18 protein-coding genes and 1 pseudogene are annotated in these 16,766 nt (G+C 32.5%); 13 read left to right on the top strand and 6 right to left on the bottom strand.

What is annotated here, in order from left to right; genetic code table 11:
• Positions 1–4 precede the first annotated feature (4 nt).
• The 6 genes from ACH5TW_RS10290 to ACH5TW_RS10265 form a co-directional block, all read right to left on the bottom strand.
• Positions 5–1,462 (bottom strand): sensor histidine kinase, encoded by a 1,458-nt coding sequence (locus ACH5TW_RS10290; RefSeq protein WP_439336415.1) that lies wholly within the window; start codon positions 1,460–1,462, stop codon positions 5–7.
• A gap of 205 nt (positions 1,463–1,667) precedes the next feature.
• Positions 1,668–2,216 carry a CopD family protein gene (locus ACH5TW_RS10285; RefSeq protein ID WP_439336414.1) on the bottom strand — a complete coding sequence of 183 codons (549 nt, stop codon included), beginning with the start codon at positions 2,214–2,216 and terminating at the stop codon, positions 1,668–1,670.
• A gap of 3 nt (positions 2,217–2,219) precedes the next feature.
• Complete coding sequence (locus ACH5TW_RS10280; RefSeq protein WP_439336413.1) at positions 2,220–3,563, bottom strand: MATE family efflux transporter; 1,344 nt, start codon at positions 3,561–3,563, stop codon at positions 2,220–2,222.
• A gap of 2 nt (positions 3,564–3,565) precedes the next feature.
• Positions 3,566–4,600, bottom strand: a complete 1,035-nt coding sequence (gene hemH, locus ACH5TW_RS10275) for a ferrochelatase (protein ID WP_439336412.1) — start codon at positions 4,598–4,600, stop codon at positions 3,566–3,568.
• Between the two features lie 40 nt (positions 4,601–4,640).
• On the bottom strand, positions 4,641–4,802 hold the full coding sequence (locus ACH5TW_RS10270; RefSeq protein WP_439336411.1) for a hypothetical protein: 162 nt from the start codon (positions 4,800–4,802) through the stop codon (positions 4,641–4,643).
• A 19-nt stretch (positions 4,803–4,821) separates the two neighbouring features.
• The gene (locus ACH5TW_RS10265) at positions 4,822–5,718 is read right to left on the bottom strand and encodes a helix-turn-helix transcriptional regulator (RefSeq protein ID WP_439336410.1); all 897 of its coding nucleotides are present in this window, start codon (positions 5,716–5,718) and stop codon (positions 4,822–4,824) included.
• Between the two features lie 193 nt (positions 5,719–5,911).
• On the opposite strand from ACH5TW_RS10265, the gene hemA reads away from it, so the two are divergent.
• The 13 genes and pseudogenes from hemA (at position 5,912) to ACH5TW_RS10200 (ending at position 16,700) form a co-directional block, all read left to right on the top strand.
• Positions 5,912–7,174 carry a glutamyl-tRNA reductase gene (gene hemA, locus ACH5TW_RS10260; protein ID WP_439336409.1) on the top strand — a complete coding sequence of 421 codons (1,263 nt, stop codon included), beginning with the start codon at positions 5,912–5,914 and terminating at the stop codon, positions 7,172–7,174.
• Positions 7,167–8,744 carry a hydroxymethylbilane synthase gene (gene hemC, locus ACH5TW_RS10255; protein ID WP_439336408.1) on the top strand — a complete coding sequence of 526 codons (1,578 nt, stop codon included), beginning with the start codon at positions 7,167–7,169 and terminating at the stop codon, positions 8,742–8,744. Before hemA ends, hemC begins: the two co-directional genes overlap by 8 nt.
• Positions 8,744–9,046, top strand: a complete 303-nt coding sequence (locus tag ACH5TW_RS10250; protein WP_439336407.1) for a hypothetical protein — start codon at positions 8,744–8,746, stop codon at positions 9,044–9,046. Before hemC ends, ACH5TW_RS10250 begins: the two co-directional genes overlap by 1 nt.
• Before the next feature lie 93 nt (positions 9,047–9,139).
• A complete protein-coding gene (gene hemE, locus ACH5TW_RS10245; protein ID WP_439336406.1) occupies positions 9,140–10,168 on the top strand; it encodes a uroporphyrinogen decarboxylase in 1,029 nt (342 codons plus the stop codon).
• Between the two features lie 158 nt (positions 10,169–10,326).
• Complete coding sequence (locus ACH5TW_RS10240) at positions 10,327–11,085, top strand: EI24 domain-containing protein (RefSeq protein ID WP_439336405.1); 759 nt, start codon at positions 10,327–10,329, stop codon at positions 11,083–11,085.
• Complete coding sequence (locus ACH5TW_RS10235) at positions 11,075–11,620, top strand: GNAT family N-acetyltransferase (protein ID WP_439336404.1); 546 nt, start codon at positions 11,075–11,077, stop codon at positions 11,618–11,620. Before ACH5TW_RS10240 ends, ACH5TW_RS10235 begins: the two co-directional genes overlap by 11 nt.
• Before the next feature lie 3 nt (positions 11,621–11,623).
• On the top strand, positions 11,624–11,971 hold the full coding sequence (locus ACH5TW_RS10230) for a 5-carboxymethyl-2-hydroxymuconate Delta-isomerase (protein ID WP_439336403.1): 348 nt from the start codon (positions 11,624–11,626) through the stop codon (positions 11,969–11,971).
• A gap of 5 nt (positions 11,972–11,976) precedes the next feature.
• On the top strand, positions 11,977–12,879 hold the full coding sequence (gene hemF / locus ACH5TW_RS10225) for an oxygen-dependent coproporphyrinogen oxidase (RefSeq protein WP_439336402.1): 903 nt from the start codon (positions 11,977–11,979) through the stop codon (positions 12,877–12,879).
• Positions 12,880–12,888: 9 nt separating this feature from the next.
• Positions 12,889–13,274: pseudogene (locus ACH5TW_RS10220) on the top strand (YchJ family protein).
• A gap of 95 nt (positions 13,275–13,369) precedes the next feature.
• Positions 13,370–14,359: a porphobilinogen synthase gene (gene hemB, locus ACH5TW_RS10215; protein ID WP_439336401.1), complete on the top strand. Its 990-nt coding sequence runs from the start codon at positions 13,370–13,372 to the stop codon at positions 14,357–14,359.
• A gap of 27 nt (positions 14,360–14,386) precedes the next feature.
• A complete protein-coding gene (locus ACH5TW_RS10210; RefSeq protein WP_439336400.1) occupies positions 14,387–15,472 on the top strand; it encodes a CNNM domain-containing protein in 1,086 nt (361 codons plus the stop codon).
• On the top strand, positions 15,472–15,945 hold the full coding sequence (locus tag ACH5TW_RS10205) for a methylated-DNA--[protein]-cysteine S-methyltransferase (protein ID WP_439336399.1): 474 nt from the start codon (positions 15,472–15,474) through the stop codon (positions 15,943–15,945). The genes ACH5TW_RS10210 and ACH5TW_RS10205 overlap by 1 nt, the downstream gene beginning before the upstream one ends.
• Positions 15,946–16,103: 158 nt before the next feature.
• A complete protein-coding gene (locus ACH5TW_RS10200) occupies positions 16,104–16,700 on the top strand; it encodes a TetR/AcrR family transcriptional regulator (protein ID WP_439336398.1) in 597 nt (198 codons plus the stop codon).
• Positions 16,701–16,766: the final 66 nt, after the last annotated feature.

The raw sequence follows: 16,766 nt of genomic DNA, 5'->3' as shown, positions 1-16,766 counted from the left end.
TAAATTATTCTTTAGGAAATGTGACTTTAAATGTGGTACCTTTATCTTTTTCTGAGCTAAATGAAATACTCCCTTTATAGGTTTCAATAATGTTTTTAACCATGGCCAACCCAAGTCCCATACCACTTGTCTTGGTTGTAAATTTTGGTTCGAACACCTTTTCTTTGTTTTCTTCAGAGACACCCGAACCATTATCTGAAACAGTAATTATAACATCTTTAGAATTAGACCCTACATTAATTACAATTTTTGGCATTTGATTTTCTGGCATAGCTTGAATAGCATTTTTAACCAAATTTGTAACCACTCTTATTAGTTGAGTTCTATCAAATTTTGCAATAACTTCTTCTGATTCTGATGTAAAAAAGATATAATCTTCATTAAAAATATCGAGCGCTAATTTTACAATTTTAACCACATTTAGCGTTTCGTTTTGTTGCGCTGGCATTTTTGCAAAATTTGAAAAGGCAGACGCAATAGAACTCATGGTATCTATTTGCTGAATAAGTGTTTTACTATATTCATCTACTTTTAAATGAATATTTTCATCTTCAGGATTAAACTTACGTTGAAAATTTTGAACTGTTAAACGCATAGGTGTCAACGGGTTTTTAATTTCGTGAGCCACTTGTTTTGCCATTTCTCTCCATGCCTGTTCTCGTTCACTTCGTGCTAATTGCACAGCACTTTCTTCTAACTCATCAATCATACTATTGTATGAATTAACCAGGGTTGAGATTTCTTCGCTTGTATCGTTTACATCTATCTTTTCATTTCGTTTTTCTAATCTAGTCGTGTTAATTTTATCGCTAATAGCCTGCAATGATTTTGTAATGTATTTTGACAGCAAAAACGCAATAATAATTGCTGCTAATAAAACAAACATAAAAGCATACGCTATACGCTTTAAAAACTCTAAAAGTTCGTTTGTTAAAAAGTCATCTCTTTCTAAATATGGTATATTTAAAATAGCTAATGGTTTTGATTTTTGATCTACCAAATAGGTATAAGAAGATTGGTAGGTTTGTCCGTTTTCTATATGCTTGTCTACATACCTATGATCCGCTCTGTTTGAAATTTCATTTAAAACTTCAGCTTTTAAACATTTATCAGCATCACTAACTTGTAAACTGGCTTTTGATGATAACAGTAAAGCGCCTTCTAAATCATATAAAATAATTTGAAGCTTATGTATATCGGCTACATTATAAATCTCGTCTTTGAAAATTAAAGGTATATTTTCGGTTTTAACTTCCCAGGTATTTTGTCTGCCGTTTAAAATACGCTTTAAATGTGTTTGAACATTCCCTTCTTTACGCGCTAAACGACCACCGTGATAATCTTTACTTTGTTCTTGATACTGATATAAAGCTACTGCCGAAATAAGTACAGATGCTAGTAACACCAACAATATCATGACTAAAAAAATACGGGTACGTAGAGAAAGTTTTTTTAATTTCATGAATGCTTGCTATGACTTTTAAAAGTTCAATAAATATAACAATAATTAGACCAAACAGCCTAAAGATGGCTTAAAATTAAGCTAGCAGATAGATGTGGGATTGCAGTGTTAGCTTTTGGCGAGGCGCGCATCGAGCCAAAACTTTTAACGAAAAGCCCGACCTGTTCCTGAACTAAATTCAGGATAAAAGTTAACGCCATAATAATTAAGCTTCAGGGTTTTTATCGCGTATGCTTTTATAAACTTTAAAGCCTAACATAATTAAAACGCCTAAAACCAATATACCAACAACACCCCAAACCCAATTAATAGCACTTTTTAAAATGACTAAAAACACGACTGCGAATAGAATGAAAGTTGCACCCTCGTTCCAAATACGCATAAAACTTGATGTTTTTTTAACCACATCGTTTTGTAATTGTTTGTAGTATTGGTGGGTTTTTAAATGATAAATTATAAGCAAAATAACGAAACCTAATTTTACATGCATCCATGGTTGTTGCAACCAAAATGGCTGTAAAACCAGTAGCCAAACAGCAAAAATAGTTGCTAATATAGCCGATGGCCATGTGATAATAAACCACAAGCGTTTTGCCATAAGCTTTAATTGTTTTCCTAAAATTTCTTTTTCTGGCGAGGGTTTATGAAAAGCTTCTATTTGATAAACAAACAAGCGTGGAATGTAAAACAAACCAGCAAACCAAGTAATTACAAAAATGAGATGAAACGATTTTATATAATTATAATATTCCATAATTTAAGATTTTAAAGTCTTTACTACTTCTCTATTTAAAAAATATGCCGTTACCAAAGTTGCTAATACATCTGCTATTGGAAACGAGATCCAAACACCTAATTCGCCATAAAACTTGGGCAAAATAAAAATGAGTGGGATAAAGAAAAACCCTTGCCGCAATAAAGTTAATAATAAAGCTGGTTTAGCCTTACCTATGGCTTGAAAATATGCTGCTCCTATAAGTTGTACTGCAACTATAGGTGTTGCTGCAAATACCCAGCGCATAGCACCAGGGGTTTGTCTTAACACACTAACATCTGTGGTAAACATTTTTGTGATTGCTTCTGGAAAAACCATTAAAAGTACAAATACTAATGTCGCCAGAATAGTGGCGTATTTTATAGCAATATTAATAGTTTTTCTAACTCTAGCATAGTTAAGAGCACCATAATTAAATCCTGCTATAGGTAAAAATCCTTGCGTAATACCTAAAACAGGAAACATAGCAAACATAAGCATACGACCAACAATAGCATAGGCTGTTACAGAGGTTTCTCCTCCAAAATCGTACAAAATATTATTCATAAGTAAATAAGTAATACTCACTACAGCTTGTCTAGAAAGCGTAACAAAACCTAAAGCACCAATTTCTGAAACTATACCTAAATTCAATCCGAAATGCGAAAAATCAATCTTCAATTCAGATCGTTTAGACATAAAAAACCAAAAAATAAAAAGAAAACAAAGCACATATGAAATAGTAGTTGCCCAAGCAGCTCCTTCCATTCCAAAATCTAATACATTTATAAAAATATAATCTAAAAGCAGGTTGCCTACAGAAGGAATCATCATAGCGTACATACCAAACTTCGGTTTTCCTTCTGCCCTCATTACAGCATTCCCCATCATATTTAATGCTAAAACAGGAATACCATAAAGCACAATTTTATAATAAATTTTAGCGGGTGCAAAAATAGCACCTTTACCTCCAAAAGCAGGTATAATAGTATCAACAAACCATAATCCGAACACCACAAATGTGATAGTTAACAATAAGGTTAACGTAATTTGATTTCCGAAAGTTTTTAAAGCTTTTACGTTATTATTTGCGCCTAATGCTCTAGATATTATTGATGCTCCTCCAATACCAATACTCATACCTAAAGCCGCAATAAAAAAAGAAACAGGAAGCACCACATTAATAGCAGCAATAGCTCTAACTCCTATCCAATTTCCAACAAAAATGGTATCGACAAGAACATTTAAAGACATGACTAAAATACCTATAGAAGCAGGAACCGCTTGTTTAATCAACAATTTCCCAATGGGTTGTGTTCCTAAATCTTGAGACGCTATTTTAGACATTATTATACCGCTGCTGTTTTAGACGCTTTCCATGTTTTAATCCATTTAGCAATTAAAGCCACCCATTCGGCATCATCATTTAAACAAGGTACGGTTGTAAAATCTTGCCCGCCCATTTCATGAAAAATTTCTTGTCCTTCCATAGCAATTTCTTCTAAAGTCTCCAAACAATCGCTCACAAAAGCAGGTGTTACAATAGCCATATTTTTAACGCCTTGTTTTCCTAAACGCTCAATAGTTCTATCTGTATAAGGTTGCAACCAAGGATCAAACCCTAAACGCGATTGAAATGATGTAGAATACGAACCTTCTTCAAATTGCAATTTTTCAGCAACCAACCTGGTAACTTCTAAACATTGGTGTTTATAACAAAACTCATGCGCTTTGCTAGGCGTTACACAACAACTTTTATCTATTTTACAATGTGAATTAGTAACATCGCTTTTTCGAATATGACGTTCTGGAACACCATGATAAGAGAACAATAAATGCTGGTAATTTTTACCTTTTAAATGTTTTTTTATGGAGTTAGCAAGCACTTCAATATAATCGGGCTTGTTATAAAACGCAGGAACCGATTCTATTTTTAGATTCGGAAAAAACTCTTGACGCAGTTCTTCGGCTAATACCGTAATAGTTTCGGTAGTAGCCATAGCAAACTGTGGATATAAAGGAAACAACAATACCTCTTCAACACCTTTATCTACTAATTCTTGAAGCCCTTTTTTTATAGTCATACTACCATAACGCATAGCCAAACCTACAGGTACATCTACTTGTTCTTGTACTTTCTTTTGAAGTCTTTCTGATAATACAATTAAAGGCGAGCCTTCTTCCCACCATATTTTTTTATATGCTGCAGCCGATTGCTTTGGGCGTGTATTTAAAATAATACCTTTTACTAGTGCTGTTCTTGCTACAAGTGGCAAATCGATAACACGCTCGTCCATTAAAAATTCACCTAAATACTTTTTTACATCTTTTGGTTCTGGGCTATCAGGTGAGCCTAGATTAACTAATAGGATTCCTTTTTTCATTTCTTTTTTTTAGACAGGTAAATTATACATAATTTAAAAATCAACCTTTACTTTTATCTGATTTTTTTTGATGATATAATTTTGGACGCGCTTCATTATAATCACAATCTTGAAAAATGCCACAAGACACATTTGTTCTTGCTAAAGATTTCGTGTTCTCATTTTTAGATAAAGCTTCAATTTCGGGAGTTAAATATTTCATCTTTTTCTTTTTTTTAATTCTAATTTAAAGACATGATGTATTTTTTTGGCGTAGTGCCATATTTCTTTTTAAATGCAGCAATAAAATGACTCGAAGTACTATACCCTACTTTAAGTCCAACCTCATTAACATTATCATTTCCTGCTTCTAACAATTTTCTAGCAACTTCCATCTTATAATCAAACAAAAAGCTAAATACCGAATCGCCATATATTTGTTTAAATCCTTCTTTAAGCTTTTTAAGACTTAGCCCTATTTCATCTGCCAATTCTTGTAAACTTGGTGGTTCGGCTATTCTAGATACGACAATATCTTTAGCTTTCCTTATTTTAATAACATTAGTTTCATCAACTAAAAACGGGCATTGCTCAACATTAGCATCTTCACTTCTATTAAAATACAAACTTAAAAGTTCATAAGCCTTACCTTTAAAGTATAAAGATTTTATAGAATGGTTTAAATTAAAATTAATTAACTGATTTAAAGCAATAGCCATGGATGGCGAAATAATGCCCTCTTTATAATATTTCTTATCCTTATTATCATTATTTAAAAATGAAATATAATCAGCTTCTTGAGAAAACAAACCGTGAAACTTTTTTATAGAAATTAATACCGAAACCATCCAAGAGTTTGGCTCCACTTGAAGATTTATAGGCAAATCTTGTTGCGGATTATAAAGCAACAACGAATTTTCTTCAGAAACATTTAAACCATACCTGCCCTCGTTAAAAAGAAACTTACTAGATCCCTTTAAACAAAAATGAAATTGTATATAATCGCTATCTATGTACTTCTCAACACTTTGAGCGACACTTTTATCATTTTTATGAACTAATACAGAAAACCCTTCATCAACTTCCGTTTCTTCAAAAGAACCTTTAGCGACATTTTTACTATCAGTTTTATCATTCATGACACCTCTTTATTTAGATTCGTTATAAATTAATCGTCTCAAATATGCTATATACTATGCAAAAATATGACAAATATCATATAATCATCAAAAAACAGGGCAAAAAACCACAAACGATATTAAAAGTTCTTTGAGCGTTACTTTTTTTATAGCAATCGATATACATTTGCTTCACAATTTCAGGTATAGCAACATGCAGAAGTACAATATTTCAAGAAGTAATTACTTTTATGCTATTGGTTTGAGTTATAAAAAGGCCGATGCAGACATAAGAGGACACTTTAGTTTAGATGATGACTCTAAGCTAGCGCTTCTAAATCAAGCAAAAGAAAACAATATTGAAAGTTTAGTAGTTACTTCTACTTGTAACAGAACCGAAATTTATGGTTTTGCCCAACACCCCTTTCAACTTATTCAATTACTTTGTGATAATACAAAAGGTACTGTTGAAGAATTTCAAGAAGTAGCATACATATATAAAAACAACGAAGCTATTGCGCACATGTTTCGCGTTGGTTCTGGTTTAGACAGTCAAATTTTAGGTGATTTTGAAATTATTAGTCAGTTAAAATCAAGTGCAAAACTTTCAAGAAAACACAGTTTACTTAATCATTTTACTGAGCGTTTAGTTAATTCTGTTATTCAAGCAAGCAAACGTATAAAAACGGAAACAGATATTTCATCGGGAGCAACGTCGGTATCATTTGCCTCGGTTCAATATATTTTTAATACCGTTGAAGATGTTTCTAATAAGAATATTTTGTTATTCGGAACAGGTAAAATAGGAAGAAACACTTGTGAAAACCTTGTAAAACATACCAAAAACGAGCACATAACTTTAATAAATAGAACAAAGGATAAAGCAGAACAAATTGCTGGAAAGTTCAATTTATTAGTTAAAGATTATGCAAATTTACAAGAAGAAATTAACGAATCTGATATATTAATTGTTGCTACTGGTGCACACCGCCCAACGGTAGATAAACAAATTATTCAATCTAAAAAACCACTTTTAATTTTAGATTTATCAATTCCTAAAAATGTAAATGAAGATGTTGAAACGTTAGACAATGTAACACTTGTTCATTTAGATGATTTATCAAAAATAACCGATCAAACTTTAGAAGCGCGTAAAAAACATATCCCGTTAGCCGAAACTATTATAGAAGACGTTAAAACAGAATTTAGTCAATGGTTAGAAACTAGAAAGTTTGCTCCAACCATTAAAGCGTTAAAACATAAATTGAATGATTTTGCTACGGCCGAGTTAGATACACAACGCAAAAAACTATCTGACTTTAATGAAACTCAAGCCGAATTAATTAGCAATAATATCATTCAAAAAATAACCAATCATTTCGCGCATCATTTAAAAGATGACACGATTTCTACAGACGAGAGTCTAGAACTTATAAAAAAAGTGTTCCAATTAGAACCTTCAACAAAAAATGTCTAAAACCATAAGAATTGGCACACGCGATAGTGAATTAGCACTATGGCAAGCCAAAATAGTGCAAAGTCAACTTGAAAATTTAGGTCATAAAACCGAGCTCGTTCCTGTAAAATCTACAGGCGATTTAGTTTTAGACAAACCCTTATACGAGTTAGGAATTACCGGTATTTTTACCAGAACTTTAGATATTGCTATGCTAAATAACGATATCGATATTGCCGTTCATTCCTTAAAAGATGTACCAACCGTACTTCCAAAAGGTATTGTACAAGCTGCTGTTTTAAAACGCGGTAACGTAAATGACACGCTTGTTTTTAAAAACAATGAAGAGTTTTTAGGCGCTAAAGATGCCGTTATTGCAACTGGTAGCTTACGCCGACGTGCGCAATGGTTAAACAGGTTCCCAACACATACTATTGTCGATTTAAGAGGCAATGTAAATTCTCGTTTACAAAAACTTGAAGATAATGAAGGTTGGAACGGAGCCATTTTCGCAGCAGCTGGTATTGGTAGAATTGGAATAAGACCCGAAGAAGCTATTAATTTAGACTGGATGATTCCTGCTCCTGCACAAGGCGCTATTATGATTACTGCTTTAGAAGAAGATGAAGACATTAAAGCTGCTTGCACTGAGTTAAATCATGAAGAAACTGAAATTTGCACAAGTATTGAACGCGAATTTTTAAATAAATTAGAAGGTGGTTGTACGGCTCCTATTGGAGCTTTGGCTTACATAAAAGACGAAGAAATTAACTTTAAAGGCGTTTTATTAAGTCCGGATGGATCTAAAAAAATTGATGTAACCCGAGTTAAAAAACTAGGAGAACATCATGATATTGCCCAGTTTTGTGCCGATTTTGTTATTGAACGAGGCGGTAAACGCTTGATGGATAACATTAAGAATTCTACTAAAGAAACAAAAGTTTATTCTACAAAGTCATTTACTGAAGACCAACGTTTGTTGTTTCATGAAAAAGTAGTTGTTGATAGCAGTGATTTTATAAAAATAAGCTTGAATAGAATACATCCGCGTTTCTTAAAAAATGAAATTAGGAATGTTGTTATTACTAGTAAAAATGCTGTTGAATCTTTAGTTACTAACTATTCGGCTATCGAACTTCAATTTAAAAACATTTACTGTGTTGGTCGTCGTACCAAACGCTTAGTTGAAAACAAAATAGGTAAAGTTGCTCACGCTGAAAAGAATGCAAAAAAACTAGCAGAATATTTAGTTGAATATATTGAAGGTACCGAAGTAACATACTTTTGTAGCGACATCAGATTAGATGCTTTACCAACAATTTTAGAAGAAAACAATATAAAAGTAAACGAAGTTGAAGCTTATGAAACCAAATATGATGGTTTAAAAGTTGACGACTCGGTTGAAGCAGCTATGTTTTATAGTCCATCAACCGTTGAAAGTTTTGTTCAAAAGAACAACGCAGAAGTTATTGCATTTTGCATTGGAGAAACAACAGCTAACGAAGCAAGAAAGCATTTTAGCGATGTAAGAGTTGCAAAAGTACCAACGGTAGAAAGTGTAATTGAATTAGTAAACGAACATTACGTGTAATGATTTATCTAACCGCTTTAATGTTTGTTAAAGAAGGAAAAGAGAACATCTTTAAAGAATATGAGTCTTTAGTACTTCCTATTCTAAATGATTATAATGGAAAGCTAATATACAGGATTAGACCAACGCAAAATAATTTCATTCATTCTGAAGAAGAATTACCTTATGAGGTACATTTTATTTCATTTGATACTAATGAAGATTTTGCTTGTTTTTTAAATGATAGAAAAAGAAAAAGTTTTGAAAGCCTTAAAGAAGATTCTATAAAATCTACTTTTTTAGTTCAAGGCAAAAAATTATAGTGGTTGTCATTCCTGCACAGGCAGGAATCCATTTTATAAAATTTAAGTTTCAATTTAAAAGAGTCCTGCTTACTCGCAGGAATGACAAAAGGTATGAGTATTAAGAACGATTTATTTTTAAGAGCATTAAAAGGAGAAACGGTAAACCGCCCACCAGTTTGGATGATGCGTCAAGCAGGACGTTATTTACCAGAATTCATGGCAATAAAAGAAAAATACGATTTCTTTACGCGTTGTCAAACACCAGAATTAGCGAGTGAAATCACAGTACAACCTATCAGACGATACGGAATGGATGCTGCTATTTTATTCAGCGATATTTTGGTTATTCCTCAAGCAATGAATATTGAGGTACAAATGAAACCTAATTTTGGCCCGTATTTACCAAACCCTATTCGCTCTCAAAAAGACGTTGATAATGTTATCGTACCAGACGTAAAAGAAGCATTAAATTACGTTTACGAAGCTATAAAAGCAACCAAAGAAAAACTTAACGATGAAATTCCGTTAATAGGTTTCGCAGGTTCTCCTTGGACAATCTTATGTTATTGCGTACAAGGGCAAGGCAGTAAAAACTTTGATAAAGCCAAGGAGTTTTGTTTCACTAATCCTATTGCAGCACATCAATTATTACAAAAAATAACAGATACTACCATTGCCTATTTAAAAGAAAAAGTAAAAGCAGGTTGTAACGCCGTACAAGTTTTCGATTCTTGGGGAGGTATGCTTTCTCCAGTCGATTATCAAGAATTTTCATGGCAATACATTCAACAAATTATCGATGCTTTAAAAGATGATGCTCCCGTTATTGCGTTTGGTAAAGGTTGTTGGTTTGCTCTAGACGAAATGGCAAAATCTGGCGCTTCGGCTTTGGGTGTAGACTGGACATGTTCTGCAAGAAACGCACGTTATTTAACTGGTGGAAACATTACGCTTCAAGGTAATTTCGATCCAACACGTTTGTTTTCTCCACCAGCAGAAATAAAGAAAATGGTTCACCAAATGATTAACGAATTTGGTAAAGACAAATACATTGTAAACCTTGGTCATGGTATTTTACCTAACATTCCGTTAGATCATGCCAAAGCGTTTATTGATGCCGTTAAAGAATACGGAAATTAAAATATTGCGGGCGTTACCTACTTTTTTATGTAACATTAGGTTTTAAAAATCTACTTATAGTTATAAAAAAGTAGGTCGGGCTTTCGGCAGTCGCTTCCCGATAAAAAAATCGGGAGAGCTTCAACAAATGCCTCAATCCCTAACGCAAAACTATCGTCATGATTAAAAACATCATTTCAGGAATTAAAGTATACTTCGGTGCTTTCAGTTTAATTTCAAAATTAAAACTCTGGAAGTATTTTGTAATTCCTATGATTATAAGTTTCGTAACAGCAATTCTTATCGGTGTTTCAGCCTATGGATTATCCGATAATATTGGAAATTTCATTTCTAAAGCATGGCTTTGGAATTGGGGACACGACACATTCGCATCAATTAGTAATTTTATTGGCGGACTCATAGTTGTAATCATTGGCCTTATTCTTTTCAAACACGTCATAATGGCTTTATCTGCACCTTTTATGAGCCCCGTTTCCGAAAAAATTGAAGTACATTTAACAGGCATTACAAATCATAACCATAGAAACACCAGTTTTTCCCAACAGCTTATTCGAGGTATACGTATTAATGGTAGAAACTTAATTATGGAATTATTTTTAACCATACCGTTATTACTACTTAAATTCATTCCAATAGTCAATATATTTTCAACATTTCTACTGTTTATGCTACAGGCCTATTATGCAGGTTTCGGAAATATGGATTATACGTTAGAACGTCATTTTAAATACAAAGAAAGTCTTCAATTTGTTCGTAAACATCGTGGTTTAGCTATTGGCAATGGTATTGTTTTTATTCTGTTTTTATTAATTCCAATAATTGGTGTAATTTTAGTGCTACCATTATCGGTTACTGCAGCAACATTAAAAACCGTAGATGCACTTAAACTGAAAAACAATTTACCTAATGCAGCTTAATTTCGAGAACTTCTACATAGAACCTATCCAGATTAAAGATGCTTGGAATCTCTGCAACTTTATAGTTTCTAATGAAGACCGATTAAAACGCTATTTTCCAAAAACATTAGAGCAAAATTTAACGCCAACCTTATCTAATCTTTTCGTTGAAAAAAAGGTAAAACAATTCAACTTAAAAGAAGAATTCTTATTCACCATAAAAGAAAACGAAACCAATGAATTGGTAGGCTTAGTCTATATTAAAGAACTAAACTGGACTAAAAAACAAGGGGAATTCGCATATTGTATTGGCTATCCTTATGAAGGCAAAGGCATAATAACTAATGCTGTAAAAAAATTATCGGACCACGCTTTTGAAAACCTTGGATTGAAAACACTTCAAATCATCGTTTATAAAACAAATATAGCAAGTGTAACCGTTGCGAAAAACTGTAATTTTATTTGGAAAAGAACATTAGAAAACGAATTTACACCATCGGGAGAAAAAGCATTAGACATGGAATTATACGAATTATATAAAGAAATAGAATCTTAAAATATGCCACATTTTGTAATTGATTGTTCAGAAAACATTTTAAAACTTCAGCAACCAGAAAAAATTATGCAAGACATACATAAATCGGCTTGCAACACAGAATTATTTGATGAAGCAGATATCAAAGTACGTTTAAACCCTTTTAAAGAACATTATTTAGTAGGAGGCAAAAAAGAAGACTTTATTCATGTTTTTGCAAATATTATGGAAGGTAGAACTACAGAACAAAAAGCTAATCTTTCAAAACAAATTGTAACACAATTAAAAGCCTTATTTCCAAATATTCCCTTCATCGCTATAAACATTAGAGATTTTGAGAAAGTAACCTATTGTAATAAAGAAATGATTTAAAAATCATGAAAGACAAATTTTACCAATACATACAAGGTTTACAAGACAGCATCACCTCAAAACTTGAAGAAATTGATGAAAAAGCTACATTTCAAGAAGACCTTTGGAAACGACCAGAAGGAGGTGGCGGACGTACGCGTGTGATAGAAAACGGCAATGTTTTTGAAAAAGGAGGCGTTAATATTTCGGCAGTTCATGGCAAGTTACCAGATACCATGCAAAAAATGTTTAAGGTAGGTGAAGCCGATTTTTTCGCCTGTGGACTAAGTTTAGTCTTGCACCCTAAAAACCCTATGGTTCCTACAGTTCATGCTAATTGGCGTTATTTTGAAATGTATGATGAAAACAAAAACATTATAAACCAATGGTTTGGTGGTGGACAAGATTTAACGCCCTACTACCTATTTGATGAAGATGCGAAACACTTTCATCAAACTTGTAAAACGGCTTGCGATAAGCACAATCCTGAATTTTATCCTAAATACAAAGCTCGTTGCGACGAATATTTTTATAATGCACATCGAAATGAAGGCAGAGGTTTAGGTGGTTTATTCTTTGATTATTGCAAAGCCTCCGAAGACATGACTATGCAAAATTGGTATAATTTTGTTACAGAAGTTGGAGATAGCTTCCTTGAAGCTTACGCCCCTATTGTTGAAAAACGAAAAGCCTTACCATATACAGACGAACAACGTAAATGGCAAGAAATACGTCGTGGACGCTATGTTGAATTCAATTTAGTTCATGATAAAGGCACCTTATTTGGATTAAAAACCAACGGACGCATAGAAAGTATTTTAATGAGTTTACCGCCGCATGTGCAATGGGTTTACGATCATCATCCCGAAGCTGGTAGCGAAGAAGAACGTTTAATAAACATATTACAAAACCCTATTGATTGGGTTTAAAAGCATAAAATGAATTGTTATTGCGGAAGTTTAAAACCCTTTACTAATTGTTGCGAAAAAGTGCATAAAAATTTAGCTGAAGCAAAAACAGCAGAACAACTCATGCGTTCTAGATATAGTGCATTTGTGGTAGCTAATGGCGATTATTTAATGACGAGTCATCATACCAAAACACGGGCATTAAAAGAGAAAAAATCTATTTTGCATGGGCAAAATCTGTGCAATGGATAAGTTTAGAAATACTAGAAACTACCAAAGGAAAACAAAACGATTCCGAAGGTACGGTAACTTTTAATGCTTATTTTTATGAACATGGAACTATAGAAGTTATTCATGAAAAATCGGCATTTGTAAAAGAAAATAATCACTGGAAATATTTAGGATTAAGTAAATAAATAACAAGTAGTAAACAGACGAAACCTAAAAACACTTTTTAAGTATGAGTTAAAACTTTTTTAACTTTATACTTTGTAACTTTTAACTAATAAACATGTATCCAATAAAAAGAAATAGAAGATTAAGAACCAATGAAGCCATTCGTTCTTTAGTTCGAGAAACCATCATAACACCAAACGATTTTTTAGTGCCGCTTTTTGTTGTTGAAGGTAAAGGCATCAAAGATGAAATTGCATCTATGCCAAACTATTTTCGTTATAGTTTAGATTTATTAGAAGGTGAAGTAAAAGAACTTTGGAAACTGGGATTAAAATCTGTTTTATTATTTGTAAAAGTGCCTGATAACCTAAAAGACAATAAAGGTACTGAAGCTTTAAACCCAAACGGATTGATGCAACGCGCCATTAAAACCGTTAAAAATGTGTGCCCAGATATGATTGTGATGACAGATGTGGCTATGGATCCATATTCATCTTACGGACATGATGGTATTATTGAAAACGGAAAGATTATAAACGACGATACCGTTGAAGTTTTAACCGAAATGAGCTTATCTCATGCCGAAGCAGGCGCTAACTTTGTAGCACCTAGCGATATGATGGATGGTCGTATTCTATCTATTCGCGAAGCTTTAGAAGACGAAGATTTTACCGATACAGGTATTATGAGCTATTCTGCTAAATACGCATCGGCTTTCTATGGCCCTTTTCGCGATGCTTTAGATTCTGCTCCCGTAGATTTGGTTGATGTTCCAAAAGACAAAAAAACCTATCAAATGGATTATGGAAACCGTTTTGAAGCACTTAGAGAAACCGAATTAGATATTGATGAAGGTGCCGACATTGTTATGGTAAAACCAGGTATTTCATACCTTGATATTTTAAGAGATATTAAAAATGAAGTTGATGTTCCTGTAGCCGTATATCAGGTTTCTGGCGAATATGCAATGATAAAAGCCGCAGCAGAAAAAGGATGGTTAAATCATGACCAAGTCATGTTGGAAACCACAACGGCATTTAAACGTGCTGGTGCCGATATTATAGCAAGTTACTTTGCTAAGGATGTTGTGAAATTGATTTCGTAAATTAGCGTTTAACAAAATCTATTTTTAATGAGCGCACTATTTTTTTGGGCAACAATTTCTATTTTCTTTTCTTTTTTATGCTCCATACTTGAAGCAGTATTATTAAGTATTACACCCACCTTTATAAATGTAAAAAAACAAGAAGGAAAAGACTATGCTTTAACACTAGAATCTTTAAAAAAAGATGTAGATAAGCCTCTTATAGCTATTCTAACATTAAATACTATAGCACATACATTGGGAGCTATGATGGTTGGTATTGAAGCAGAAAAACTACCTTTTAAAATAGAATTATTTGGTATTAATACTGTTGGTGTTGTTTCTGCAATTATGACGTTTTTAATTCTAGTTGCTTCTGAAATTATACCCAAAACTATTGGTGCAACGTACTGGAAACAACTGGCAAATTTTACTTCGAAAGCATTAGTTATTTTAATTTTTCCTCTAAAATGGACAGGCATATTATGGTTACTCCAACTTACAACAAAGTTAATTGGAGGTAAAGGTCATGGTAGTGTTTTAAGTCGTGAAAACTTTATGGTAATGACCGATATGGCTCATGAAGAAGGTGTGTTTTTAGAAAGCGAAAGTAAGGTTATTAAAAACCTTTTAACCTTTAAAGATGTTATGGCAAAAAATGTTATGACACCTAGAACGGTTATGAAAACTGAAAATGAAAATACTACCGTTGAAGAATTTTTTAATAAAAACCTAAACCTTCGTTTTTCAAGAATCCCTGTTTATAGCGACACCGAAGATAATATTAAAGGGCTTGTGTTAAAAGATGAAATTTTTAAAGAAATGGCCTTAGGCAATGGTTCAAAAAAACTATCAGAAATTAAACGAGACATTATTATAGTAGAGCGTAATATTGCCATTCCTACACTTTTTGAGAAATTAGTTGCAACTAGAAATCATATGGCATTGGTAGTTGATGAATATGGTACTGTTAGTGGAATTGTAACTATGGAAGATGTTATTGAAACATTACTAGGCTTAGAAATTATGGATGAAAGTGATAATGTATCCGATTTACAAATTCAAGCCAGAAAAAACTGGGAAGCTAGAGCCAAAAAATTAGGTATTTTAGAAAACCCTAAAACTGAAGACTAATGGAAACATGCATCATTAAATCTCCTTTAGGCTTTGCTAAAATTGTTGGAGATATTGATGGTATTTCATCAGTTACTGTACTTAACACAGAAGAAAAAACAACCGATATAATCCCCATAGAATTAGAAGATTGTGTAATTCAGTTAAATGAATACTTTGAAGGCTCAAGAAAACAATTCGATTTAAACTTAAATCCGCAAGGAACCGATTTTCAAAAGAAAGTATGGAATCAATTAGAACAAATTCCTTACGGAAAAACAACTTCTTATCTAGAGCTATCAAAACAATTAGGCGATGTAAAAGCTATTAGAGCGGTTGCTAATGCCAATGGTAAAAATCCACTTTGGATTGTAATTCCCTGTCATCGAGTTATTGGTACCAACGGTAGTTTAACAGGTTATGCTGGTGGTTTACATCGGAAAAAATGGTTATTAGACCATGAGAGTCCTTTCAAGCAACTATCGTTATTTTAACGTTCTGCAATCTTTTTCATAAACTGAAAAAACATACAAACTATTTATTTTCAATTACTTACATATGTAATTTTTTTATTTTTATTTCATGAGATTATTGTCTCATATAAATTTTAAGCCATTTTTTGTATATTTATTTTTTATAAGACAAAAATCTCATGAATAATCTTGCATTAAATTCAGGTCGTAAAGCACAAAAGCAAAAAACTAGACTTAAAATCATAAATACCACACAAGAATTAATAAAACAAGGCATCAATTTAAGTATTGAAGACGTTGTGAAAGCCTCTAGTATTTCTAGAGCTACTATATATCGCTATTTTTCAAATATTGATTTATTATGTTCTGAAGCAAGTTTAGAATTATTAACAAATTCTACCGAAAACACATTTCTAGACACCCAACATCTTCCTATAATTGATCGCATATTATACATTCAAGATTACTTTAATGAGTTAGCCTTAAACAACGAAGCTGCATTTCGAAAATATTTAAGTATCTATTTAAAAGAAGACGATTCATATAAAACGCAATTAACAAGAAATTCTAAAAGAATGGCTGCACTAAAACTGGCACTTATTCCTTATAGAAATCAAATTGATAGAGATGTTTATAATAAACTATTATCTGTTTCAATAGCATTAATGGGTATTGAACCAATAATGACATCTAAAGATTTATGCCATTTAAATGATAGAGAAACAAAAGCTTCTTTAGCTTGGGGATTAAGAATTATTTTAAGTAGTATTTTTTAAAAAAGAATATACTATTACTAATAGGTCGCATTTTAATTATTATATTTAATTCAACTAAACATAATA

It is taken from the genome of Thalassobellus sediminis (genome assembly GCF_044386045.1).
GTDB classification, from domain to species: Bacteria; Bacteroidota; Bacteroidia; order Flavobacteriales; family Flavobacteriaceae; genus Thalassobellus; species Thalassobellus sediminis.
Note: the sequence above shows the minus strand (reverse complement) of the source record. Positions and strands in the feature narration are given on the sequence as shown.

Coding starts and splice junctions, on each gene's coding strand:
- ACH5TW_RS10280 (WP_439336413.1), bottom strand. CDS start 3,563: ATGTCTAAAATAGCGTCTCAAGATTTAGGAACACAACCCATTGGGAAA.
- ACH5TW_RS10230 (WP_439336403.1), top strand. CDS start 11,624: ATGCCACATTTTGTAATTGATTGTTCAGAAAACATTTTAAAACTTCAG.
- hemC (WP_439336408.1), top strand. CDS start 7,167: ATGTCTAAAACCATAAGAATTGGCACACGCGATAGTGAATTAGCACTA.
- ACH5TW_RS10290 (WP_439336415.1), bottom strand. CDS start 1,462: ATGAAATTAAAAAAACTTTCTCTACGTACCCGTATTTTTTTAGTCATG.
- ACH5TW_RS10205 (WP_439336399.1), top strand. CDS start 15,472: ATGGAAACATGCATCATTAAATCTCCTTTAGGCTTTGCTAAAATTGTT.
- ACH5TW_RS10285 (WP_439336414.1), bottom strand. CDS start 2,216: ATGGAATATTATAATTATATAAAATCGTTTCATCTCATTTTTGTAATT.
- hemF (WP_439336402.1), top strand. CDS start 11,977: ATGAAAGACAAATTTTACCAATACATACAAGGTTTACAAGACAGCATC.
- ACH5TW_RS10200 (WP_439336398.1), top strand. CDS start 16,104: ATGAATAATCTTGCATTAAATTCAGGTCGTAAAGCACAAAAGCAAAAA.
- ACH5TW_RS10250 (WP_439336407.1), top strand. CDS start 8,744: ATGATTTATCTAACCGCTTTAATGTTTGTTAAAGAAGGAAAAGAGAAC.
- ACH5TW_RS10265 (WP_439336410.1), bottom strand. CDS start 5,718: ATGAATGATAAAACTGATAGTAAAAATGTCGCTAAAGGTTCTTTTGAA.
- ACH5TW_RS10235 (WP_439336404.1), top strand. CDS start 11,075: ATGCAGCTTAATTTCGAGAACTTCTACATAGAACCTATCCAGATTAAA.
- ACH5TW_RS10210 (WP_439336400.1), top strand. CDS start 14,387: ATGAGCGCACTATTTTTTTGGGCAACAATTTCTATTTTCTTTTCTTTT.
- hemB (WP_439336401.1), top strand. CDS start 13,370: ATGTATCCAATAAAAAGAAATAGAAGATTAAGAACCAATGAAGCCATT.
- hemH (WP_439336412.1), bottom strand. CDS start 4,600: ATGAAAAAAGGAATCCTATTAGTTAATCTAGGCTCACCTGATAGCCCA.
- ACH5TW_RS10240 (WP_439336405.1), top strand. CDS start 10,327: ATGATTAAAAACATCATTTCAGGAATTAAAGTATACTTCGGTGCTTTC.
- hemA (WP_439336409.1), top strand. CDS start 5,912: ATGCAGAAGTACAATATTTCAAGAAGTAATTACTTTTATGCTATTGGT.
- ACH5TW_RS10270 (WP_439336411.1), bottom strand. CDS start 4,802: ATGAAATATTTAACTCCCGAAATTGAAGCTTTATCTAAAAATGAGAAC.
- hemE (WP_439336406.1), top strand. CDS start 9,140: ATGAGTATTAAGAACGATTTATTTTTAAGAGCATTAAAAGGAGAAACG.